The following is a 24,766-nucleotide window of genomic DNA, read 5'->3' as shown; positions in this document are numbered from 1 at the left end:
TATTCGTATATCTGCCATTACTGGATAAGGTCATAAAATTCTTTTCCATCATTAAAATTTGACAAGTCCACATCATTAGATACTTTTTTATAAATACCAATATCTCTGTAATTCAAACCTTTTAAATCTTCTTCTGAGTCTTGCTTCCCTAAATGAAAAATTAGTGAAAATACAATTCTATTTTCTTCAAAAGTTATTCTGTAATGATCATAACCAGTCTCAGAACCACCTTCTTTAACTTCTAGATATAATTTATTCCCACTAACGAACAGTTTTGTAACTTCCTCTGCTTCATAACGTATATATTCACTGGTAATTTCTAGACTTTGACCTGCTAAATCACAACGACTAGCACTTGCATCATACCTATATACTTCATCTTTAAAGTGTTTTTTTAGAAACATTTCACCATTTTCAACAGCAATTAAATCTTCTATGTAAGTATATCTTTCACTTGGTTTTTCTGGACAAACTTCATCATCTAAAACATCCCACCCTTCTCCTACTGTGCGCTCTACCCCTTGGATATCAATATTAGTTAGCATTTCCCATGTACCATTTAAAGTTTCGATAGAAATGTTATTTGGATCAATTGATATTCCATTACTTAAAGAATCATCAGAACTACAAGAGCTTACAAAAACACAATATATACTAAGAGCTAAAGCTCTAATTCCTTTTTTCATAACACTATTTTTTTAATTATTAAAGAGGCTAAAATAAAATTTATTTGTTTTTTATATGTTAAATCTTTTCTATAAAAACTCCAATTCGTAAAATCTATGAGATTTAAATAATTTTATGATAATAATCCTATTTAGAACTTTGATTATCTTCTATCTTTGGGCTTTGTAATTCAAAATTTTAAATAGCATTCAAATGAAATATCGTATAGAAAAAGATACTATGGGAGAGGTTCAAGTACCTGCTGACAAGTATTGGGGAGCTCAAACTCAAAGATCTATCAACAACTTTAAAATTGGTCCTTCTGGGAGCATGCCTTTAGAAATTATTTATGGTTTTGCTTACTTAAAAAAAGCTGCAGCACATGCAAACTTTGATTTAGGTGTTTTAGAAGAAGAAAAGAAAAACTTAATTTCTGCTGTTTGTGATGAAATTTTAGAAGGAAAACACGATGATCAATTCCCTTTAGTAGTTTGGCAAACAGGTTCTGGTACACAATCTAACATGAACTCTAACGAGGTAATTGCAAACCGTGCACAAGAATTAGCAGGTGGAGTAATTGGAGAAGGAGAAAAAGCAATCACTCCTAACGACGATGTAAATAAATCGCAATCATCTAACGATACATTCCCTACAGGAATGCACATTGCAGCATATAAAGTAATTGTAGAAACTACCATCCCTGGAGTAGAACAATTAAGAAATACATTAAAAGCAAAATCTGAAGCTTTTAAAGATGTAGTAAAAATTGGACGTACACACTTAATGGATGCTACTCCATTAACTATTGGACAAGAGTTTTCTGGATACGTTTCTCAATTAGACCACGGATTAAAAGCATTAAAAAACACATTACCTCACTTGGCTGAATTGGCTTTAGGAGGAACTGCCGTAGGTACTGGATTAAATACACCTGCTGGTTACGATGTGTTGGTTGCTGAAAAAATCGCTGAATTTACAGGATTACCATTTGTAACTGCAGAAAATAAATTTGAAGCTTTAGCAGCACACGATGCTATTGTTGAGTCTCATGGAGCATTAAAGCAATTGGCTGTTTCTTTAAACAAAATAGCTAACGACATTCGTTTAATGGCTTCTGGACCTCGTTCTGGTATTGGAGAATTAATTATTCCAGCTAACGAACCAGGATCTTCTATTATGCCAGGTAAAGTAAACCCTACGCAAGCAGAAGCTATCACTATGGTATGTGCTCAGGTAATGGGTAACGATGTTGCTGTAGGAGTTGGAGGATTACAAGGTCACTACGAATTAAACGTATTTAAACCTGTAATGGCTAAGAACTTAATTGAGTCTGCTCGTTTAATTGGAGATGCATGTGTTTCTTTTGATGTAAACTGTGCTATTGGTATTGAGCCTAACTACCCTGTTATTGAGAAGTTATTAAACAACTCTTTAATGTTAGTTACTGCTTTAAATACTAAGATTGGTTACTATAAAGCTGCAGAAATTGCAAATACTGCTCACGCAAACGGAACTACTTTAAAAGAAGAAGCTGTAAGGTTAGGGTATGTTACACCAGAACAATATGACGAATGGGTAAAACCAGAAGACATGACGGGTTCATTAAAATAATTTTATTCTTAAATAGAAATCTAAAAAACACTATTGTAAGTATTTACAATAGTGTTTTTTTAATACTTTCGTTTAAAAAAAACGATGAAAAAATTTATACTCGCCGCTGTTACCCTTTTAGTATTAACGAACTGTTCTTCTGAATCGGAAGTGGAAAACCTTGAAGATATCAACACTCAAAATACTGCTAATTTTGATTTTTTTATGTCTGGTAAAATTGATGGTATAGCCTTTTTATATAGCGTGTTAGATAGTGAATCTGATGGTAAATACAAGTTGATTAGTTCTAGAAGTTCTACATATCCATGTGTTGCAAATCCTAAAAAAGCTGGAGTTAACTATTACTCAGGCATTAATACAAATGATGATGAGTTTTCTGGAGTTATTGGAATTGAATTTGTAAAATTTTACCTATGTTCGGAAAGGAAGAAATACGAACAAACACATATTTTCAACTCAAAATTTCCAATAGGGGATTATTTAATTGCCTTGAAAAGAAGTGTCATTGAAGGTGTTTCTAATTCAATAGCTTTTGCTTACTACATGAATGATAACTTATACACAACACTTGGAGACCAAACAGGTAGTTATGTTACCATAATTAAATCGACACCTGACAACCAATTTGATTCATTTAATAAACTTATCAGTGTAGCTCAAATTGTAGAAGGTGAATATTCAGTTAAACTATACAATGAGTCTGATAACTCTGACGTAATTACAATTACAAATGGAAAATTTAAAATGAGACCATCAATCTCTAACTTTTAAAGTCTTTCGCTATTTAATCTAGCTTTAGTTATATCTTTCTATAATTACTAACTACAGAGAATATCTAGTTATATTTCTTATTATTTTTCACCATTTGTCCTAGAGCCTAGCACGTCAATAACTAAAAAATTCAACGGGTACATATAAATTAGCCTCATCATAAATTCAAAACGATGAGGCATTTTACTTTATATCTTTTATTCTTAGGAATCACATTTAACAACTTTGCTCAAAAAACACCGTACTTTCAACAAGGACAAGATCCAAACGCTACTAAAAAGGAATGGGTTAAAGTAAAAAGTATGTCTGATGAGTTTAATAATAAAAAATTAAACCTTAAAAAATGGCATAGCAAACCTTTAGAAAATGGTTGGGTATGGGATGGAAGAGCTCCAGGTTTATTTAGAGCAGAAAACGTAGTTGTAAAAGACGGAAAAATGAACGTTACTGTTAGCAAGTTAGACAAACCTGTAAAAAACAGAGGGAAAATTTACACCCACCAAGGTGCCATTGTTCGTTCTCTAAATTCTGGAAAAGTAGGTTGGTATTTCGAAACTAGAATGAAAGCTAATGCTACAGTAATGTCTTCTACTTTTTGGTTAATGAGTAGACCAGATTGTGAAAAGAAAGAAGAATTAGACATACAAGAATGTGTTGGTAGACTTACAGAAAAAACACACAAGTGGGCTAAAAACTGGGATGGAATATTCCACTCTAATGCAATACACAGAAAAACTAAATGTCATCCAGAAAGTGAAAGAGACCAAAAAATGGTCTACACTCCTACTAAAAACCACGAACGATTTTACGTTTATGGTGCCTGGTGGAAAAGTAAAACAGAAATTTTATGCTTTTTAGACGGTAAACACGTTTACACGTTAAATCCAACGGTTGAATGGGATACTCCTGGTTTTATACAAATGGCTATAGAAACTTACGACTGGAACCCTATACCCGACGATGGAGGTTTAGTTGAAAGTGGGACTTGGGAACAACGTACAACAAAGTACGACTGGGTTAGAACTTGGAAATTAAAATAGATTTCCATTATCTAGTTTGGACAAATTAAAAAACATATGTGCTACTAATACTTAAAAAAAATACAACAGAAGCGCGTTCTTTTTATATATAATTGCCCTATTAATTATAAACACTGAATCTTATGAAAAAATTATTATTTGTTTTTGCATTATTATTAGCGGTATCTGTTAACGCACAAGAAAAGAAAACGTTTAAAGGAGCAATGGAACATGCTGGTTTAACTCAAGAAGAGAAAACGCAAGCTTTAGTTATTAACAAAGAGAAACAAGCTAAATTAAAAGAGATAAAGAAGAGTGACTTGTCTAAAGAAGAAAAGAAAGCCAAAATAAAAGCTGTAAGACAAGAATCTAACAAAAAAATTAAAGCAGTTGTTGGTAAAGAAAAACTAAAAGCTTTAAACCAATACTGGAAGAAAAAATAATTCACAAACTTATTTTATAAGGAGAAACTGAACCATCAGTTTCTCCTTTTTATTTAAACACATTCTTCTTTTTACAAAGAAGATCTCCACATTAAAATTCCTAGCAAAAAATAGTAACTTCGTGTTTTTCTAAAAAGAACATGGCAACAAACGAATCTATAGAAGTATTGGGTGCTAGAGCCCACAATTTAAAAGACATTGACGTTTCTATTCCCAGAGATAAACTAGTAGTAATTACTGGTTTAAGTGGTAGTGGTAAATCTTCGTTAGCATTCGATACTATTTATGCAGAAGGTCAGAGACGTTACATAGAAACTTTCTCTGCATATGCTCGTCAGTTCTTAGGTGGCTTAGAAAGACCCGATGTAGATAAAATTGATGGTCTTTCTCCTGTAATTGCCATAGAGCAAAAAACCACCAATAAAAGTCCTCGTTCTACTGTAGGAACCATTACAGAAATTTACGATTTTCTTCGTTTGTTATATGCCCGTGTAGCCAATGCTTATTCGTACAACACGAATGAAAAAATGATTAGCTATTCCGACGAACAAATAAAAGAATTGATTTTAAAAGATTTTGACGGAGAAAAAACATTGATTCTAGCTCCCGTAATTAAATCCAGAAAAGGTCATTATCGCGAATTGTTTGAACAAATTGGGAAACAAGGTTTTGGAAAAGTTCGTGTAGATGGTGAAATTTTAGATATCACCAAAGGAATGAAAGTGGATCGTTACAAAACACATGACATAGAAATTGTAATAGATCGCTTGGTAATTAAAGCCGATCAAGAAAAAAGACTAGAAGAAACAATTACAACGGCCATGTACGCTGGTGATGGTGTTTTAATGGTTTTAAAATTCAACGAAAACAAACCTCGTTATTTTAGTAGAGCCTTAATGTGTCCTACTTCTGGTATTTCTTATCCTTTACCAGAACCTAATTCATTTTCTTTTAACTCTCCTAAAGGAGCTTGTCCTACTTGTAACGGTATTGGAACTGTTGATAAAATCGACTTAAAAAAAGTAATTCCAGACGATAGCGTTTCTATTAAAAAAGGAGGTATTATTCCTTTAGGACCACAAAAAAACAGTTGGATTTTTAAACAAATTCAATCCATTGCTGCTGCCTATAATTTTACATTAGAAGATCCTATAAAAGAGATTCCTAAAGAAGCTCTTGCGATTATTCTAAACGGAGGAAAAGAAAATATAAAAGTAAAAGCAAAAGTAGCCGGAGTTACGAAAACCTATCAAATAGATTTTGAAGGAATTATAGCTTTTATTGAAAATCAACACAAAAACAACGATTCTAAAAGCATACAACGCTGGGCTAAAGACTTTATGAACAATCAAATTTGTGCAGAGTGTAATGGAACTCGTTTGCGTAAAGAATCTTTGTATTTTAAAATTGATGAAATCAACATAGGAGAATTAATCTCTATGGATATTGATGAATTGGCTCATTGGTTTACAACTATAGAAGAGAAACTAGACAACAAACAAAAACAAATTGGGGCTGAAATTATTAAAGAAATTAGAACCCGTATTCAATTTCTATTAGACGTTGGTTTGGATTATTTAACATTAAACCGTTCTTCTAAGTCTCTATCTGGTGGAGAAGCTCAACGTATTCGTTTGGCAACACAAATTGGTTCTCAATTGGTTGGTGTACTGTATATATTAGACGAACCTAGTATTGGACTACACCAACGAGACAATGAAAAGTTAATTAAATCCTTAGAACAATTGCGCGACGTTGGAAACTCTGTGTTAGTGGTAGAACACGACAAAGACATTATGGAGCGTGCAGATCATGTTATTGATATTGGGCCAGGAGCAGGAATTCATGGAGGACAAATTGTGAGTGAAGGCTCTTATGACTTATTCTCTAAAGTAGAAACCTTAACTGCAGACTACCTAACCGGTAGAAAAGAAATTACAGTTCCTAAAAAACGTAGAGAAGGAAACGGTAAAGAACTCGTTTTAAAAGGTGCTACAGGGAACAACTTAAAAAATGTAACAGCACATTTTCCTTTAGGAAAATTAATTTGTGTTAGTGGTGTTTCTGGAAGTGGAAAATCTACTTTAATTAACGGTACCCTCTACCCTATTCTAAACGCTCATATTTATAATGGAGTCAAAAAACCTCAACCTTATAAAAGTATTGAAGGTTTAGAACATATAGATAAAATTATAGACATAGATCAATCTCCAATTGGTAGAACTCCTAGGTCTAACCCTGCTACTTATACAAAAACGTTTGATGAAATAAGAAGTTTATTTGCCCAAACTCCCGAAGCAATGATTAGAGGTTACAAACCTGGTCGTTTTTCTTTTAACGTAAAAGGAGGTCGTTGTGAAACCTGTGAAGGTGGTGGAATGCGTGTAATTGAGATGAACTTTTTACCAGATGTACATGTAGAATGTGAAACTTGCCAAGGAAAACGTTTTAACAGAGAAACTCTAGAAATTCGCTACAAAGGAAAATCTATTTCAGATGTATTAGAAATGACCATCAACCAAGCGGTTGATTTCTTTGAAAACATTCCAAAAATCCACAGAAAATTAAAAACCATTAAAGAAGTTGGTTTAGGATATATTACCCTTGGACAACAATCTACAACATTGTCTGGTGGTGAAGCACAACGAATTAAATTAGCTGCAGAACTTTCTAAAAGAGATACCGGAAATACCTTTTACATTCTAGACGAACCTACAACAGGTTTGCACTTTGAAGACATTAGAGTACTTATGCAAGTAATTCAAAAACTGGTAGATAAAGGAAACTCAGTTCTTGTTATAGAACACAATATGGATGTAATTAAACTAGCAGACCACATTATAGACATAGGTCCCGAAGGTGGAAAAAATGGAGGTAAAATAGTTTGTACTGGTACCCCAGAAGAAGTTAGTAAAAACAAAAAAAGTCACACTGCTAGATTTTTGAAAAAAGAACTGTAAAAAAGCAGTTCCCATTTTAAGTTATCAACATTAATTCTTAATAAAAAACATTAACAAAAGTTAAACATAAGTCAAAGTAATTAATATATTTAGCCTCCATAAAAAATAACATAAGATATTTTTTAGCTAAAGAAAAAAATCAACAAAAATTACTACGAATTACATTGACTATGAACCCAAAAGAAAAAGACATTAATGAATTATTAGATCTTGAATGGATTGAAACTAATGGACTTGGTGGTTATGCATCCTCAACCATTACAGGAGCCAATACTAGAAAATATCATGGTTTATTAGTTGCTTCTTTAAACCCTCCTACAGACAGAAAAATAATTGTAGGAAAAATAGAAGAACGTATTTTTACAAATGGAACTTATACCGATTTATCGGTTAACGAGTACCCAAACAATTCTATCCACCCACAAGGACAATTGTATTTAACAGACTTTACCCGTAGACCTGTTGCTACTTGGCAATACACCAATCAAAATTGGAAGTTGCAAAAACAACTTTTCATGGTGCAAAACAGCAACACAACCGTACTTACCTACGAAAACACGGGAAACATTCCTTTTATTCTAGAACTGCATCCATTGTGGGAATGTAAAGATTATCACAGTAATTTTAAAGCAAGTAAAAACGAATTTAACTACGAAAAAAAAGACCAGCATCTAAAAGTTGAACTTTATGACAATTTAAACGCTTATTGGGATTGGTCCGAGGGGGAATTTATAGAAGAAAAATCTTGGTATAAAGACTTTCAATTGCGCAAGGAAAAATTTAGAGGAGAAAACGGTGAAGAAGACCTGTATAGAATTGGCTACACCAAATTGATAATGGCTCCTGGGCAAAAAATTAAAATAAGCTTTACTACCGACGAAAAAATGGTAGGTAAAAATATTGACAACTTAGAACTAAACAACAAAAGACACTTAAAAGGAATTCAAAACAAAAAAGTTAAAGACACCTTTTACAACGATTTATTGGTTGCTGGTGATCAGTTTTTAGTAAAAAGAGGTTCCACAAAATCTAAGAGTATTATAGCAGGGTACCATTGGTTTACAGACTGGGGTAGAGATACCATGATTGCCATGAGAGGGCTAACCATAGCTACTGGAAACAAAAAAGCTTCTAAATCGTTACTTTCCACTTTTTTAAAATATGTAGATCAGGGAATGTTACCAAACCGCTTTCCCGATTTTACAGATCAAGAGGTAGAGTATAACACTATAGATGCAACACTTTGGCTATTTGTGGCTATGTACGAATATTACCTAAAATTTGATGATATTGAGTTCATTCAAAAATATATTAAAACCTTAGAGAAAATTATTCTAAAACATGTAAACGGAACTCGCTACCATATTCATGTAACTCCAGAAGGTTTTTTATCGGGAGGACAAGAAGGGGTTCAACTTACTTGGATGGATGCTTTGGTAAACGGACATGTAGTTACCCCTAGAAGAGGTTGCCCTATAGAAATTAATGCGCTATGGTACAATGCACTATGTATTTACGAGACTTTTGCCAATGTTTTAAAAATAAAAGTAAAGCGAGAAGCAACAATCACCAAAAGAAAGTTTTTAACCAACTTTAGAAAATATTTCATCAATGCAGAAGGATATTTAAACGATGTTGTTGATCTTACAAAAGGTATTGACAGTAGTTTTAGATCGAATCAAATATATGTAGTAAGTCTCCCTTTTTCACTACTTACCCAAAAAGAAGAGAAAAAACTGGTTAAAATGGTAAAAGACAAACTGTTGACTCCATATGGTCTTAAAACTCTAGATCAAAACAACAAGGACTATAAAGGCAGTTATGGTGGAGATCAATTGCAAAGAGATTTAGCATATCACCAGGGAACGGTGTGGACATTTATTTTAATGGATTATTTTGAAGCCTATTTAAAAACTCAAAAATATACAGATGGAGCTAAGAAAAAAGTACTAAATACACTAAAACCATTACAAGAACATTTTTACCATCGTGATGGTTTACATACCATCTCCGAAATCTTTGATGGAGACCATCCATTAGAGGGAAGAGGGTGTATACATCAAGCTTGGTCGGTTGCTGCCATCATTAAATTATATAGCGACCATAAATTATACGAACTATCGTAATTTTTTGCACAATTTTTGTATATTGAATATGTAAGAAACAACTATTCAATCTCTAAGATATATGACAGAAAAGGAACTTCATGAAGAAGAGCAAAAAATATACAATAAGTTTAAACAAAAAGGCTGGAACGAAATTAAAACCAATGACTCTTGGGCAGTATTTAAAATAATGTCCGAGATGGTAAATGGTTTTGAAACCATGGCTAAAATAGGACCTTGCGTTAGTATTTTTGGTTCAGCAAGAACAAAACCAGATCATAAGTACTATAAACTAGCCGAAGAAATTGCTTACAAACTTACTCAAAGTGGTTTTGGAGTAATTACAGGAGGAGGTCCTGGTATTATGGAAGCAGGTAATAAAGGTGCCAACAGAGGTAGAGGAACTTCGGTGGGACTAAATATTGAATTACCTTTTGAACAAAACAACAACCCTTGGATAGACAGAGACAAATCGGTAGATTTTGACTACTTTTTTGTCCGCAAAGTTATGTTTGTAAAATATTCTCAAGGTTTTGTAGTAATGCCTGGTGGTTTTGGTACGTTAGATGAATTATTTGAAGCCATTACACTGATTCAAACAAAAAAGATAGGACGATTCCCTATTATATTGGTTGGTAAATCTTATTGGGCTGGCTTATTAGATTGGATTAAAGATCGTTTGTTAGAAGAGTACAAAACCGTTAGTCCAGAGGATTTAAATTTATTTAGGTTGGTTGATACCGCAGATGAGGCTCTAGAGCACTTAAACAACTTCTACAACAAGTATAAACTTAAGCCTAACTTTTAACCTTGAAAAATTATTTTCAGTTTATCATAATCCTATGCACATTGGGTGTTTATGGTCAGAAAAATCATTTGACCATAAATGCCGAATTGTTTCCTGATGGAAATTATTTAAAAATTAACCAAGAGATTCTTTTCCATAATAAAACACAAGATACCTTATCTAAAATAATACTAAGAAACTGGTCCAATAGCTACAAAGACAACGCTACTCCCCTAGCCAAAAGGTTGTTAGAAGATTATAAAACTGATTTTTACTTTTCTAAAGACAGTGACAAAGGTTTTAGTACTATTAACCATCTTACTATTAATAACAAAACCACGGTTTTTGAAACTCCAAAGAAAAAACAAGATCTAATTCTAGCAGTATTAACAACACCTCTTCTTCCTAATGAAAGTGTACGTATAGATATAGATTACACCGTAAAACTTCCCAATGAAAAATTTACTGGGCACGGATACAAAGGGATTGATTATTACCTTAAAGATTGGTTCATATCCCCAGCCGAAAATCAGAAAGACCTAGGAGTAAACACGCATAAAAACCTAGACTATCAACACATAAAACCAACAGATTTTAAAATTGTTTTTAAAACTCCTATTGGTTATAAAATATACAGCGACTTAAATTCTAAAAAAGAAGAACACGATGCACATAACGTGTACATTTTAAGAGCTACGGATGCTACTCAGGCAGATTTAACCATTACGTTTCTAAGATCTTACCTAAGCATTCCTACTTACCCTATAGAAATCAACACCAATTTTATCAGTCCTAAAATTGAGATTTCTCAGCAAAAAATTGCTACCCAAAAAATGCTTTTTTTCTTAAAAAGGCATTTAGGCGTATTTCCAAGAAATCAACTATTGGTAGAAAAACATAAATACAATCAAAATCCCATATACGAATTAAAGTTACTACCCAATTGGCTACACCCCTATTCCGATCAATTTAAATGGGAAGCAGAATTTTTTAAAGCATTAACTACAGAGTACATCTCTCAAACGTTAGCTGTAAATAAAAGAAAGGATTATTGGTTTGTAGAAGGACTAGAAGTATATCTATTTAAAAAATATTTGGAAACCTACTACCCTAAAGTTAAAATTATAGGGAGATTGTCTAACATTTGGGGAATTAAAAGCATGAATATTGCCAAAAAAGATTTCATCGATAAATTTTCAATCGTTCATCAGATCACAGCAAGAGAAAACCTAGATCAAAGCTTAAAAACTCCGCTAGAGAACTTGTCTAATTTTAACAAAAAAGTTATTTCTCCATACAAAGCCGGATTGGGCTTTTTATATCTAGAAGCTTATGTTGGTAAAAAAAATCTAGCAGAGAGCGTTTCACAATTTTTAACCAACAACCTTCACAAAGAGACCTCTGCTAATGAATTTCTTAAGCTACTACAAAAAAATAGTGCTAAAGATATTTCATGGTTTAAAGAGGAATGGCTAGCAACCAATAAAAAAATAGATCACAAAATTGTAAAAGCAGATTTCCTAAAAGATAGTGTCCGCATTACGATAAAAAATAACAGAAGCATAAAAACACCTGTCCTAATCTATGGTTTAAAAGGGAAAGAAATTAAAAGCAAAACTTGGATAGATGGCTTTAAAGACAAAAAGACCATACAAATAGCAAACGACAGCTTAGATAAAGTGGTCTTAAATTACGAAGGTTTGTATCCAGAAATTAACAATAGAAACAACTGGAAAAACAAAGAAGCTAAGTTGTTCGAACGTCCTTTACAGGTAAAACTTTTAAAAGACCTTAACAACCCAAGAAAACACCAACTTTTTCTTAAACCCGAAGGATCGTACAATTATTACGATGGAGTTATTTTAGGGCTTAGTTTTCAGAACAAAGCCTACATACATAAGAATTTTGAATACACTATTAAACCTACTTTTAGTACCCAAAGTAAAAGTTTAACTGGGGGAGCTTCTTTTGACTATACAATCTATCCAGAAAAGTCTAATATCTACGAGGCTAGTATAGGTATTAGTGGTAGTAATTACCATTACGACCAAGGCTTAAATTACAATGTAATTTCTCCTTTTGTATCTGTTAGCTTTAAACAAAAAGACTTAAGAGCACTTGGAAACAATCAAATACGTGCAAACTTTGTAACCATTGACAAAGAAGTTCCAGATGATGTAACAAACTCTGACGAAAACAAATACCACCTGTTTAAATTGGATTATTTCTACAGACAAAATAAGCTTATTAACGACTTTAAATTGAATGCAAACACTGAAATTGCAACCAAATTCACCAAGTTAAATTTAGACTTTAGGTACAGGCATTTAACCGACAACAAAAGACCGATAGATGTTAGATTCTTTGGAGGTATTTTTCTTAGAAACAATACCCAAGGCAACTACTTTAGTTACAACCAACACACGCCTAACGATTATCTGTTTGAACTACCTTACTTAGGTAGATCTGAAACAAGTGGTATACTAAGTCAACAATATTTTAAAGCCCAAGGAGGTTTTGTTACTCAAAACGACCCAGGTTTTGCAAACCACTGGTTAACAAGTATAAACACTAGTATTGGAATCTGGAGATGGATTGAGACTTTTCAGAATGTTTCGCTGCTTAAAAACAGAGGTAAATCAGCTTTTTTTGATTACGAAGGAGGAATTCGTTTAAGTTTTGTACCAGAATTATTTGAACTTTACTTACCAATCTACAACAAAGAAGGATGGGTACACAAAAACACAAACTACTGGCAATCAACAAGATTTGTAGTTACTTTAAAACCACAACCCTTAATTCGATTTTTAAAACAGCAACTTTTCTAGGCTCAAATTCCAAGTAAATTAACATGGTTTTAGATTCCCACTATAATTAGTTAACTTTGTGCAACCCTAATTTTTGCTATATGCCAATGACATTAGATTCTCAAGACGAACACGAGTTAACTTTTCTACAGTTTAAAAAAGAAATTTTAAACGACTACTACATTGCTGTACTAAGTAGAGAATGTAGTTTAATAGGTAGAAAAGAAGTTTTAACTGGTAAAGCTAAATTTGGAATCTTTGGAGACGGAAAAGAACTTCCCCAAATAGCCATGGCTAAAGCTTTTGAAAAAGGTGATTGGCGTTCTGGTTACTATAGAGATCAAACTTTTATGTTTGCTTTAGGAGAACTTACTCCGCAACAATTCTTTGCTGGTTTGTATGCTCACACAGACATTAACCACGAACCGTTTGCGGCTGGAAGACAAATGGGAGGACACTTTGCTTCTCACAGTATAGATGAAAATGGGGAATGGAAAAATTTAACAAAACAATACAATACAGCTTCTGATGTTTCTTGTACAGCTGCACAAATGCCTCGTTTGGTAGGTTTGGCTTACGCTTCTAAGTTATACCGTCAAGAAAAAACGGTTCAAGAAGGCTACGAGAAATTTAGTATCAAAGGAAACGAAGTTGCTTGGGGAACTATTGGAAATGCAAGCACCAGTGAAGGGCATTTTTTTGAAGCAATAAATGCTGCGGGTGTATTACAAATTCCTATGGTTGCAAGTATTTGGGACGATGAATACGGAATCTCTGTACACCAAAAACACCATACTACAAAAGAAAACATCTCGGAGGTTTTAAAAGGATTCCAAAGAGACCAACAAAATAAAGGAATAGAAATTTTCGCTGTAAAAGGTTGGGATTATTCTGGGTTAATTGATGCTTATTCTAAAGCTTCTGATATTGCCCGTAATGAGCATGTACCTGTAATGATTCACGTAAGTGAAGTAACTCAACCTCAGGGGCACTCAACTTCTGGTTCTCATGAACGTTACAAGAGTAAAGAGCGTTTGCAATGGGAAAAAGACTTTGACTGTGTTAAAAAAATGCGTGAATGGATTTTAGATTTCGATTTACAAAGCGAGAATGGTGATTTACGCTTAGTAGATAACGAGAGTGAATTAATTGCTCTTGAGAAGAAAGCTAAAAGTGAAGTTTTAAAAGGAAAAAGAGCTGCCTGGGAAGCGTTTATTGCCCCATTAAAAAAGGAAGAAAACAGTTTAATTACTGTGTTAGACAAAGTTTGCGAAGAAAGTATCAATAAGAACTTTATCATTAAACTTAGAAACGACTTAGCATCTCTTAAAGAAATTCAGGTTCACCGAAAAGAAATATACAGTACCGCCAGAAAAGTATTAAGCTATATTAGAGAAGAAAATATTCCTAGTAAAGCTTTATTGCAAAAATGGCTACAAGTAAACTTACCAATAGCTCAGGAAAAATACAGTTCTAAGTTATTAAACGACTTTGGTAAGGGTGCAGCTACTATTGCAGAAAAATTACCTACATACAATGATGAGAAAGAAATTGTTGATGCAAGAATTATTATTAGAGACAACTTTGAAGCTCTTTTAGAAAAGCATCCTAACTTATTCATTTTTGGAGAAGATGCTGGTAAAATTGGAGATGTAAACCAAGGATTGGAAGGTTTACAAGATAAATTTGGAGAATTACGTGTTGCAGATACTGGAATTAGAGAAGCAACCATTATGGGACAAGGAATTGGTATGGCTTTGCGTGGTTTACGCCCAATAGCCGAAATTCAATACTTAGACTATATTCTATATGCTGTTCAGACATTAAGTGATGATTTGGCTTGTTTACGTTACAGAACTTACGGTAAGCAAACAGCTCCATTAATTGTTAGAACAAGAGGTCATAGACTAGAAGGTATATGGCATTCTGGTTCTCCAATGGCTTTAATATTAAGCTGTTTAAGAGGAATGCACTTATTGGTTCCTAGAAACATGACAAAGGCCGCTGGATTCTATAACACTTTACTACAAACGGATGAGCCTGCTGTGGTTATTGAAAACCTAAATGGTTATCGTTTAAAAGAAGAAAAACCTAATAACTTAGGGGAGTTCTTAACTCCTATAGGATATGCAGAAACCATTAAAGAAGGTACAGATGTTACTTTAGTTTCTTACGGTTCTACTTTAAAGATTGTTATGGAAGTAGCACAAAAAGAATTGGCTCAGGCAGGAATCAGCGCAGAAGTAATTGATGTGCAAAGTTTAATGCCTTTTGACTTAGACCATCATATTAGTACAAGTGTTGCTAAAACAAATCGTTTGGTAGTAATAGACGAAGATGTACCTGGAGGAGCTTCGGCTTATATTTTACAAAAGGTAATTGATGAACAAAATGCATACAAATACTTAGATAGCAAACCTATTTGTATTTCGGCACAAGAACACAGGCCGGCTTATGGTAGTGATGGAGATTATTTCTCAAAACCTTCTCACGACGATGTTTTTGAAGGTGTATACAATGTATTTCATGAAGTAAATCCTAAAAAGTTTCCAAAACTATATTAGGAAACTCTATAAAAAACAAACAAGCCAGATTCTTATTGAATCTGGCTTGTTTGTTTTTATTCAGCTTTTAAGAATACCACTCCCAACCAAATAAACCATACTATTTGGGTCAGTCCAAATACAGCTCCTAATTCTTGCAATCCGGGAATAGCAGTAAGCACTCCGGCTAGCCCAACAACCAATCCTACAGAATTAAGTCCTTTAGAAAAAACCTGTTGCTTAAATCCTAAAACACTAATTAACAACACCCAAAAACCACCTACTACCTCTACTCCACCACCAATACCATTCTGAATAATTTCAATCGTCTTCCATACAATTAAAGCCTGTTCTGCATGCTGATTGAAAATAGCTTCAACCGAACTTAATCCCACATTGGCAACCATACCACTTGCAATCACCAATCCAGACCAAATAAAACCTAATACAGAAATGACATTCGGTCCATAATAATTTGAGTTTTGAAATTGCTCTTTAATGACTATTGTTAACGGTATCAGTACCAAACCAAAAACAACATAAATTAACAAGTTCCAAATCTGAATTAAAATTTTATTCTCCAATACAAACACCAGCCTATCTTGTTCTTGTAGACTTCCATCTACCATTGGTTTTAACATGGAAAAAATAAACACAAAGCCAAGAATATATAAGACAGCCTCTACTAAAGAAGCAATTCCTCCAATTTTATTTTTATTCATCACTTAAAAAAAATTAAAAATTACACACAGCAATAAGACACTAATCATAAACGTTAAGCTCCCAAATAGATATTTCTCCAATTTCGTTTTCGCCATTAAATTCCCAAATGTATTTAATACAAAGATTCCTAAAAGACTCCACAAACCTATACTCACAATAAAATCACTCCCTTTAAAAACGAAGATTCCTAGCTTTAAACTCAATAAGAAAACACACAATAGCAACACTAAAATAGACAGCAGCTCCATAACATATAACTGGGCTTTGGACTTTATTCTCCCTCCCCAAACAATTTTATACGAAATAACTCCCAGCATTACCAGCATATGGAATACTACTAACAAACAAAAGATAAACAGCAAGATTTTTGCAGCTATCAACTCTCCTGTTAACAAACTCATTCCTAAAAAAGCACATTGTACCATATCATCTCTATTTCATTTTTATTCATCAAAAATAAATCTTAACAACATGGCAAACGTCCTAAAATGTAAACTAGGACTTTTTATTTTTCTTTATTCAGTTTTAACCATACACTTGGAGTAGTACCCTGAGTTTTGCTAAAAAAAGAATTGAACACCGATTTAGAATTGAAACCACTCTCGTATGCAAGCCCCAATAAGGTTAAATGACTATTGGACGGATTTAAAGCTCTTGTTTTAAAAGCTTCAACTCTAAACGAATTGATATACTCATTAAAGTTTTTACCTACGTACTCGTTTAACAACCACGATAATTTATTAGGATGCAAACGAACTTCTGATGCAACATCTTTTAACGAAATAGAAGCGTTTAAATACAACTCTTGTTCTTCAAAAAGGACTTTTAATCTTTGTAAATATTCTTTTGCTTCAGACGGATCGAACACAATTTTAGCACCACTTTTAGGGCTTAGCTCTTTTACCATTATATTTTTAGGCAACATAGCATCAGTAAAAACAGTACGTATTAAATTTTTAAAACGCTTGTTCTTATGCAGTGGTTTTAAAAAAGGATCGTTTCTAAAATTTATAAATTGTCCTACTTTTTTTGCACAACCACGCTCTAACATATCCAACGCTACTGTATAATTCCCTAGGTAAACATTTAAATACAAATTCCAAGCAACTAAAGAAGGATGTTCGTCTTTAATATAAACCTCCAAACTATCACCCAACAACGCATCTATCTGATTGTTTGGATTTTGAAGTTGATACAAACGCCTACACTCTTTAACTTTTTCTAGCTGAGGATTCTCTGATAAAAACTTCACAAAAGCAGCATCGTTTCCTAACTGTATGTAACACAAAGAAGATACTTCAATAGCCAAAGCAAAAGTAGGATCTAACTGCAAGGCTATTTTAAAAATATCTAAAGCTTGTTGATATGCACCTTTTAAGTAATAAATATTCGCCTTTGTAAAATAATGATTCGGCGATAATGGACTTTGACCAATAATAGCATCTGCATGTTTTAATGCACTATCTAAATCACCTACAAATGTATACAACTCTGCCATTGCCTCTTCGGCCTCTGTAAAAGACGGATTTAATACTAAAGACCTAGACAAATGCTCATATGCCAATTTGTAATTCCATTTCCCCCATAAATAAACAGTGGCTTGTGCAAAGTGACCTAAATAAGAATCTTTGTTTTTTTCCAATCCTTTTTGCAGATAAAACTCAGCTTTTTCAATACCCTCATCATAGGAACAAAAGCCCCATGATGCATTAATCCCGTAACACAATCCCGCTCCAAAATAAGGCAAAGCAAAAGAAGGATCTAAATCAATACTCTGTTCGTAGTAATCTACTCCCTTTAACAAATCCTCGGCATTCCATTTTAAGTGATAATACCTACCTTTTAAATATAAATTATAAGCCTCTATATTGTTAGTAGGAGCAGATATTAAATGCTCTTTTATCTCAAAATGCCCAAAATTCTCTCTTATTTTATCGGCAATTAATAAACTTATCTCATCTTGTAATTCAAAAACATCTTGCAACACTCTATCAAAGTTCTGAGACCAAATATGAATGCCCTCCTCAGTATGTATCAACTGGGCAGTAATTCTAATTCTGTCTCCCGATTTACGAACACTTCCCTCTAAAACAGTACTTACGTTTAGTTGTTTTCCAATTTCACGAACATCAATGTTTTTTCCTTTGTAAGCAAAAGAAGAAGTTCTGGCAATTACTTTAAGACCTTTTATGGTGGTTAATGCATTAATAATTTCCTCTGTAATTCCATCGCTAAAATATTCGTTATCAGCATCTGTACTCATATTTACAAACGGAAGTACTACAATAGATTTTTGAGAGTTTATATTTCCTGTATATTCTTGCATTGCAAATTTATTACACTATTGATAGTAACAAATTTATTCATTTTTAGCTACTCCTAGCCTTTCTCCCTATTAAATCAACCTTTTAAACAAGCTATTCCAATAGCACATTCTGCACAACGTTCTTTTTCGCAGTACTCTTTTTTTAACGTTAGCAAAGATTGGCTGTGCAAAGCAGAAGTTACCCTTACGCCCAGTTCTTTAAATTTGGTTACAATGGTATTTCTCTCTGGTTTTACATCGTACATTAGCTCTAACAAATAAGCTTCTTTAGTCCCTAAAGTTTTAGCGTACAGAAATAGAATTGGGATCATTACGTTTATCAACAGTAAATCGGTAAAATCTTTGCTTATCCTCTTTGGTGATTTTTTAGATGTTTTATAAAAATTATAATGTTCTTGCCAGTAATCGTTAACAGATACAGATAAAATATCTTTATACAGATCTGTCTCTGCTCCTAACTGTAACATCTCGGCAAATAATTTCTTTTTATTCTGATACAGAGCAACCAACTGAGCCAATCTTATAGTGGGGAAATTTGGAGGACGACATCCATAAAAATGCACATTAGGAACTAGTAAATCCTCTAATTGATATTTCTGTTTTTGATATACAAACGTTCTTTTTAACTGCAGATAATAAGCATCCTCTATTCCATCCTCTTCTAACAAACCAGCCAAACCAAACAACATTGCATCCAAGGTATTGTTTGCCATTTCTTTTCTTAGGATAGAAAAATCAACCTGAGAAAAAGCATCTAAGAATAATTCTCCATTTAAATTTCCTCCAAAGTATTTTGCTAAATATAAAAACAAGGTAGCTTCCCAATCTTTACCTGTTTGCTGATACGTAACCTCTACTTCTTTTATTTTACGTTCCAAACGTTCTACATAGACTCTTTCCAACCAATTATCTAACAAGAAGCTGTCTATATTTTTTAAAGCATCCTCGCAAAAAATCCATTGTCGGGTATTTTGCATCAGGCTTTCATAATTGTTTAATACGTTAGGCTGTATAATATGCTTTAACTCTAGTGTTGGAATCACATTGTTATGTTTATCATACACCTCTACATCGTCTTCATAAACTACATGTAAAATTACGTTTTGGTAATTTTCATCTTTTTGATGTTGATGCGCATACCAATCGGAAGATTTTACATGAATTTCGATGTTTCCTGCCCACTTTTGACCATTAATTTTAATTAACGCATTGCCAAAGTCGGGTCCTTGTAGCGTATTTAAAACTCCTACATTAAGAACCTGTAATTTTTCTTTATGAACCGTTGTTAACTTTTGAGTTTCTAACAACTGCTGCTGCCATACCCAATGTAAAAAAGACTCTTTCATAGCATTTGAGAATCTGAGATTTAAACTCATTAAGTTAAGAAATAAATAACTTATTTTTGTAATGAAATATAGAAACAAACATGAATATTATAGAAAGTTTACAGTGGCGATATGCGACTAAAAAATTTGATTCCTCTAAAAAATTAACCCCACAACAAATTCAATTACTAAAAGAAGCTTTTAATTTAACCGCTACATCTTACGGTTTGCAAGCCATAAATTTAGTAATTGTAAATACACAAGAATTAAGAGAACAATTGGTAGCACACACGTTTAATCAAAAACAAGTGGTAGATGCTTCTCATTTATTAGTCATCTGTCATCCTGTAAAATTTGATGGAAAAGATGTGAAAAAATATTTTGACTTAGTACAAGAGGTTAGAAACACTCCAGAAGAAGTAATTCAGCCTTTTAGAGACTTTTTAATTAAAGAATTCGATACCAAATCTGATGAGGAAAAACACAAATCGTTCTCTAAACAAGCATACATAGCATTAGGAAACTTACTAAACGTTTGTGCTCTAGAAAAAATTGATGCTTGTCCTATGGAAGGTTTTATTCCTGCCAAGTACGATGAAGTTTTAGGACTCGACAAAAAAGGATTAAAATCGGTTCTAGTATTACCTGTTGGTTACAGAGCAGAAGACGACTATATGTCTAAAGAAAAGAAAGTTAGAAAACCATTGTCTGAATCTATTATAGAGATGTAGCATTTGGTTTTTACAAACTAGTTATTAGACCATTACACAATATTCCCTCAAGGTGTTCTATCTTATACATAGCATCCAATACCTGAGACCTGATACCTAAAAAATGATATTACAAGACATTAAGCCTAAAGAAATTTGGGCTCATTTTAGTTTGATAAACGCAATCCCTAGAGCTTCTAAAAAAGAACAAGCCATTTCTGATTTTATGGTCAAGTTTGGTAAAGATTTAGGCCTAGAAAGCTTACAAGACAAAGCGTTAAATGTTTTAATTAAAAAACCCGCTACCGCTGGATTAGAGAACCGTAAAAAAGTGACCTTACAAGCTCACTTAGACATGGTACATCAAAAAAACAACGACACTAATTTTAATTTCGAAACACAAGGAATTGAAATGTACGTAGATGGTGACTGGGTAAAAGCAAAAGGAACAACTTTGGGTGCAGATAACGGTTTGGGAGTGGCTGCCATTATGGGAGTTTTAGCCAGTAAAACGGTTGAACATCCTGAAATTGAAGCGTTGTTTACCATTGATGAAGAAACGGGAATGACCGGAGCTTTTGAATTAGAACCAGGCTTTATTTCTGGAGATATTTTACTGAATTTAGATACCGAAGAGGACGATGAAATTACCATTGGATGTGCTGGAGGTATAGACCTTACTGCAGTTAAACAGTACTCACCTTTTCCTGTTCCAACCAATCAAGGATTTTTTAAGGTAACCTTAAATGGGCTGCAAGGAGGTCATTCTGGAATGGATATTCATAAAGGATTTGGAAATGCCAATTTAATTTTAGCTCGCTTTTTATACCAACTACAAAAGAAAGTAAATTTTCAGTTGATTTCTTTTAACGGAGGAAACTTGAGAAATGCCATCCCAAGGGAAGCAGTAGCAATTGTTTCTCCAAGTATTGAAATGGAGTTTTCTGATGCTTGTGAGGTTATTGCCGAAGAAATTAGAAACGAATGGAGTGTTAAAGAACCAAACCTTACATTTGGTTTGGCTGTAGAAGCTCCAAAAGAAACCTGTTTGTCTCCTATAGACCAACATAGGTTTTTACAAACGGTCTATAGTTGCCATAACGGAGTGTATACTATGGATGCTAATATTACAGACTTAGTAGCAACCTCTAACAACCTAGCCTCTGTAAAAGCAGAAAACGGAACTATAGAAATTGCTTGCTTAACTCGTTCTTCTATAGAAACTGAAAAGAAAGACTTGGTACAGAAACTAACCAGTACTTTTGAATTAGGTGGTTTTTATGTAGAAACTAGCGGATCATACCCAGGTTGGCAACCCAAACCTACCGCAGAAATCATACAAACTATGACTCAAATTTACAAGCAACTCTTTAACCAAGCCCCACATGTAAATGCCTGTCATGCAGGTTTAGAATGCGGAATTATAGGCGAACCGTACCCTGCAATGGAAATGGTCTCTTTTGGCCCTACAATTAGAGGAGCACATTCTCCCGATGAAAAAGCAAGTATATCATCTTCGCAAAAATTCTGGGCTTATTTAGTAGAAATTTTAAAAAACATCCCCGAAAAAAATTAAGTAAACAGCTACAACAAAAGTTGTTAACAATTTGAAAAAAAGAATTAAAGTAAAGCGTAAGAATTGTTGATATCTTAACTTTATTTAACAGACAAATAATTGTACTTTTACGCACATCACAAACAGCAAAATTCATGGGAAAAATAATTGCCATTGCTAATCAAAAAGGGGGAGTTGGAAAAACAACTACTTCTGTAAATTTAGCAGCTTCTTTAGGGGTTTTAGAAAAAAAGGTATTATTGATTGATGCTGACCCTCAAGCAAATGCTACTTCTGGATTAGGAATTGACATTGACACTGTAGAAAAAGGAACTTATGAAATTTTAGAGCATACATGTACTGCTCAAGAAACTATTGTAGAAACTAGCTCTCCAAATGTTGATTTAATCCCTGCCCATATTGATTTGGTTGCTATTGAGATAGAATTGGTAGACAAAGTAAGAAGAGAATACATGCTAAAAGAGATTTTAGCTCCTATAAAAGAGAATTACGATTATATCTTAATTGATTGTGCTCCTTCTTTAGGTTTAATTACCCTAAATGCATTAACTGCTGCAGATGCGGTTATTATTCCTATACAATGTGAATATTTTGCGTTAGAAGGTCTAGGAAAATTATTAAATACGATTAAGAGTGTGCAAAAAATTCATAATCCTGCTTTGGATATTGAAGGACTTTTATTAACTATGTACGATTCTCGTTTGAGATTGTCTAACCAAGTGGTAGAAGAAGTAAGAACACACTTTAACGATATGGTTTTTAAAACCATTATACAACGTAACACGCGTTTAAGTGAAGCACCAAGTTATGGAGAAAGCATTATTGCGTATGATGCTAGAAGTAAAGGAGCTTTAAACTACTTAAACTTGGCGAACGAGTTAGTTACGAAGAACTAAAAAATAGTATATGGCAAAAGCAACTAAAAAACAGGCTTTAGGTAGAGGACTATCGGCATTGCTGAAAGAAAATGATATGAGTGTTAGCTCTGCCAATGATGAAAAAGCAACTGAAATTGTTGGAAATATAATCGAACTGAACCTCGATCAGATAGAGGTTAATCCTTTTCAGCCTAGAACACACTTTGGAGAAGAGGCTTTAAACGAATTAGCCGATTCTATTAAAGTTTTAGGTGTAATTCAGCCTATTACAGTACGTAGAGTTGGAGATAAATTTCAACTAGTCTCTGGGGAACGAAGATTCCGTGCTTCTAAATTAATTGGAAATACAACTGTTCCTGCATATATACGTATTGCAAACGATCAAGAAATGCTAGAAATGGCCTTGGTCGAAAACATTCAACGTAAAAACTTAGACCCTATAGAGGTTGCCCTATCTTATCAACGTTTAATTGACGAGATTCAATTAACACAAGAGGAATTAGGAGATAGAGTAGGAAAAAAACGTTCTACCATCACCAATTACTTGCGTTTGTTAAAGCTAGACCCAATCATTCAGATAGGAATGAGAGATGGTTTTGTTTCTATGGGACACGGTAGAGCCATCATTAACTTAGAAAACAACAACAAACAAGTAGAGGTTTACGAGAGAATCCTTAAAGACGGATTGTCTGTAAGGCAAACAGAAGCTTTAGTAGCACAAATGAAAGCTGATAAAGTTGAACCTGCAAAACCAGCGAACGTTACACCAGATTTTGTTAAAAGCAACCAACAAGCCTTCAATCAATTTTTTGGCCAGAAAGTTGCTATAACTTCTAACGACAAAGGAAAAGGTAAAATTGCTATTTCTTTTGCATCGGAAGAAGAGTTTAACCAAATCAAAGCAATACTTAATCTAGGTGAATAAGCGTTTTTTTATATTAATCTTAACTGTACTAAGTTTTCAATCTAATTTTGCTCAAGATCAACAAAAAGATAAAAAAGAGAAGCAAAAGAAAGAATTAAAAACCGAAGCAGAGGACAATAATAGTTTTCTAGAAGATACCGATAGTTTTAATCCATTATCTCCTGCAAAAGCAGCTTTTTACTCTGCTGTTGTTCCAGGGTTAGGACAAGCATATAACAAACGTTATTGGAAAATTCCTATTGTATATGGAGCTTTGGCGAGTAGTATTTACTATTATTCTATTAATAACACTTCGTACAAAAGATATAGAAGAGCTTTTAAATTAAGAAAAGCTGGAAAACCAGATGAATTTGTAGGAAGATTCTCTGATGCCAGTTTAGAAAACGCACAACAAGTTTTAAGAAGAAATAGAGATACTTCCCTTTTAACATTTGTAGGTTTGTATGCCTTGCAAATATTAGAAGCCAGTATAGATGCACATTTGTTGCAATTCAATATATCAGACACAATTACTTTTGACCCTAAATTGATGAACGATCAGTTTAGCAATCAAAACTATGTAGGGTTGTCTTTAAACCTTAATTTTTAATT

Annotated in this window: 19 protein-coding genes; 14 read left to right on the top strand and 5 right to left on the bottom strand. The window is 33.4% G+C overall.

Annotation, left to right across the window (positions count from 1 at the left end):
* Positions 1–17: 17 nt before the first annotated feature.
* Complete coding sequence (locus ACXHHC_RS16570) at positions 18–686, bottom strand: hypothetical protein (protein ID WP_458227477.1); 669 nt, start codon at positions 684–686, stop codon at positions 18–20.
* A 193-nt stretch (positions 687–879) separates the two neighbouring features.
* Here ACXHHC_RS16570 and fumC point away from each other — a divergent pair, with 193 nt between their 5' ends.
* From fumC to ACXHHC_RS16525, 9 genes are all read left to right on the top strand, one after another.
* The gene (gene fumC, locus ACXHHC_RS16565; RefSeq protein WP_458227476.1) at positions 880–2,277 is read left to right on the top strand and encodes a class II fumarate hydratase; all 1,398 of its coding nucleotides are present in this window, start codon (positions 880–882) and stop codon (positions 2,275–2,277) included.
* 84 nt (positions 2,278–2,361) lie between these two features.
* On the top strand, positions 2,362–3,048 hold the full coding sequence (locus tag ACXHHC_RS16560) for a hypothetical protein (protein ID WP_458227475.1): 687 nt from the start codon (positions 2,362–2,364) through the stop codon (positions 3,046–3,048).
* Positions 3,049–3,221: 173 nt separating this feature from the next.
* Positions 3,222–4,088 carry a glycosyl hydrolase gene (locus ACXHHC_RS16555; RefSeq protein ID WP_458227474.1) on the top strand — a complete coding sequence of 289 codons (867 nt, stop codon included), beginning with the start codon at positions 3,222–3,224 and terminating at the stop codon, positions 4,086–4,088.
* A 122-nt stretch (positions 4,089–4,210) separates the two neighbouring features.
* Positions 4,211–4,510 (top strand): hypothetical protein, encoded by a 300-nt coding sequence (locus tag ACXHHC_RS16550; protein ID WP_458227473.1) that lies wholly within the window; start codon positions 4,211–4,213, stop codon positions 4,508–4,510.
* 140 nt (positions 4,511–4,650) lie between these two features.
* Complete coding sequence (gene uvrA / locus ACXHHC_RS16545; RefSeq protein ID WP_458227472.1) at positions 4,651–7,470, top strand: excinuclease ABC subunit UvrA; 2,820 nt, start codon at positions 4,651–4,653, stop codon at positions 7,468–7,470.
* Between the two features lie 170 nt (positions 7,471–7,640).
* The gene (locus ACXHHC_RS16540; RefSeq protein WP_458227471.1) at positions 7,641–9,596 is read left to right on the top strand and encodes an amylo-alpha-1,6-glucosidase; all 1,956 of its coding nucleotides are present in this window, start codon (positions 7,641–7,643) and stop codon (positions 9,594–9,596) included.
* Positions 9,597–9,657: 61 nt separating this feature from the next.
* A complete protein-coding gene (locus ACXHHC_RS16535; RefSeq protein WP_458227470.1) occupies positions 9,658–10,383 on the top strand; it encodes an LOG family protein in 726 nt (241 codons plus the stop codon).
* A gap of 2 nt (positions 10,384–10,385) precedes the next feature.
* A complete protein-coding gene (locus tag ACXHHC_RS16530) occupies positions 10,386–13,190 on the top strand; it encodes a M1 family aminopeptidase (RefSeq protein ID WP_458227469.1) in 2,805 nt (934 codons plus the stop codon).
* A gap of 80 nt (positions 13,191–13,270) precedes the next feature.
* Positions 13,271–15,733, top strand: coding sequence for an alpha-ketoacid dehydrogenase subunit alpha/beta (locus ACXHHC_RS16525; protein ID WP_458227468.1), 2,463 nt, complete (start codon positions 13,271–13,273; stop codon positions 15,731–15,733).
* Between the two features lie 56 nt (positions 15,734–15,789).
* Here the strand turns inward: ACXHHC_RS16525 and ACXHHC_RS16520 are convergent, their stop codons facing one another.
* The 4 genes from ACXHHC_RS16520 to ACXHHC_RS16505 form a co-directional block, all read right to left on the bottom strand.
* Positions 15,790–16,434, bottom strand: a complete 645-nt coding sequence (locus tag ACXHHC_RS16520; protein WP_458227467.1) for a hypothetical protein — start codon at positions 16,432–16,434, stop codon at positions 15,790–15,792.
* Between the two features lie 3 nt (positions 16,435–16,437).
* On the bottom strand, positions 16,438–16,860 hold the full coding sequence (locus ACXHHC_RS16515) for a hypothetical protein (RefSeq protein WP_458227466.1): 423 nt from the start codon (positions 16,858–16,860) through the stop codon (positions 16,438–16,440).
* 80 nt (positions 16,861–16,940) lie between these two features.
* Positions 16,941–18,761 (bottom strand): helix-turn-helix domain-containing protein, encoded by a 1,821-nt coding sequence (locus ACXHHC_RS16510; protein ID WP_458227465.1) that lies wholly within the window; start codon positions 18,759–18,761, stop codon positions 16,941–16,943.
* A gap of 74 nt (positions 18,762–18,835) precedes the next feature.
* Complete coding sequence (locus ACXHHC_RS16505; RefSeq protein WP_458227464.1) at positions 18,836–20,137, bottom strand: DUF2851 family protein; 1,302 nt, start codon at positions 20,135–20,137, stop codon at positions 18,836–18,838.
* 50 nt (positions 20,138–20,187) lie between these two features.
* On the opposite strand from ACXHHC_RS16505, the gene ACXHHC_RS16500 reads away from it, so the two are divergent.
* From ACXHHC_RS16500 to ACXHHC_RS16480, 5 genes are all read left to right on the top strand, one after another.
* Entirely contained in the window at positions 20,188–20,817 is a 630-nt protein-coding gene (locus tag ACXHHC_RS16500; protein ID WP_458227463.1) for an NAD(P)H-dependent oxidoreductase, read from the top strand.
* Positions 20,818–20,920: 103 nt separating this feature from the next.
* Entirely contained in the window at positions 20,921–22,372 is a 1,452-nt protein-coding gene (locus tag ACXHHC_RS16495) for an aminoacyl-histidine dipeptidase (protein WP_458227462.1), read from the top strand.
* A 134-nt stretch (positions 22,373–22,506) separates the two neighbouring features.
* A complete protein-coding gene (locus tag ACXHHC_RS16490) occupies positions 22,507–23,268 on the top strand; it encodes a ParA family protein (RefSeq protein WP_458227461.1) in 762 nt (253 codons plus the stop codon).
* A 10-nt stretch (positions 23,269–23,278) separates the two neighbouring features.
* Positions 23,279–24,175: a ParB/RepB/Spo0J family partition protein gene (locus ACXHHC_RS16485; RefSeq protein WP_458227460.1), complete on the top strand. Its 897-nt coding sequence runs from the start codon at positions 23,279–23,281 to the stop codon at positions 24,173–24,175.
* Positions 24,168–24,764 (top strand): DUF5683 domain-containing protein, encoded by a 597-nt coding sequence (locus ACXHHC_RS16480; RefSeq protein WP_458227459.1) that lies wholly within the window; start codon positions 24,168–24,170, stop codon positions 24,762–24,764. The genes ACXHHC_RS16485 and ACXHHC_RS16480 overlap by 8 nt, the downstream gene beginning before the upstream one ends.
* Positions 24,765–24,766 lie beyond the last annotated feature (2 nt).

This window comes from Wenyingzhuangia sp. IMCC45574, from assembly GCF_054182685.1.
This window is presented reverse-complemented; position numbering and strand designations above follow the sequence as displayed.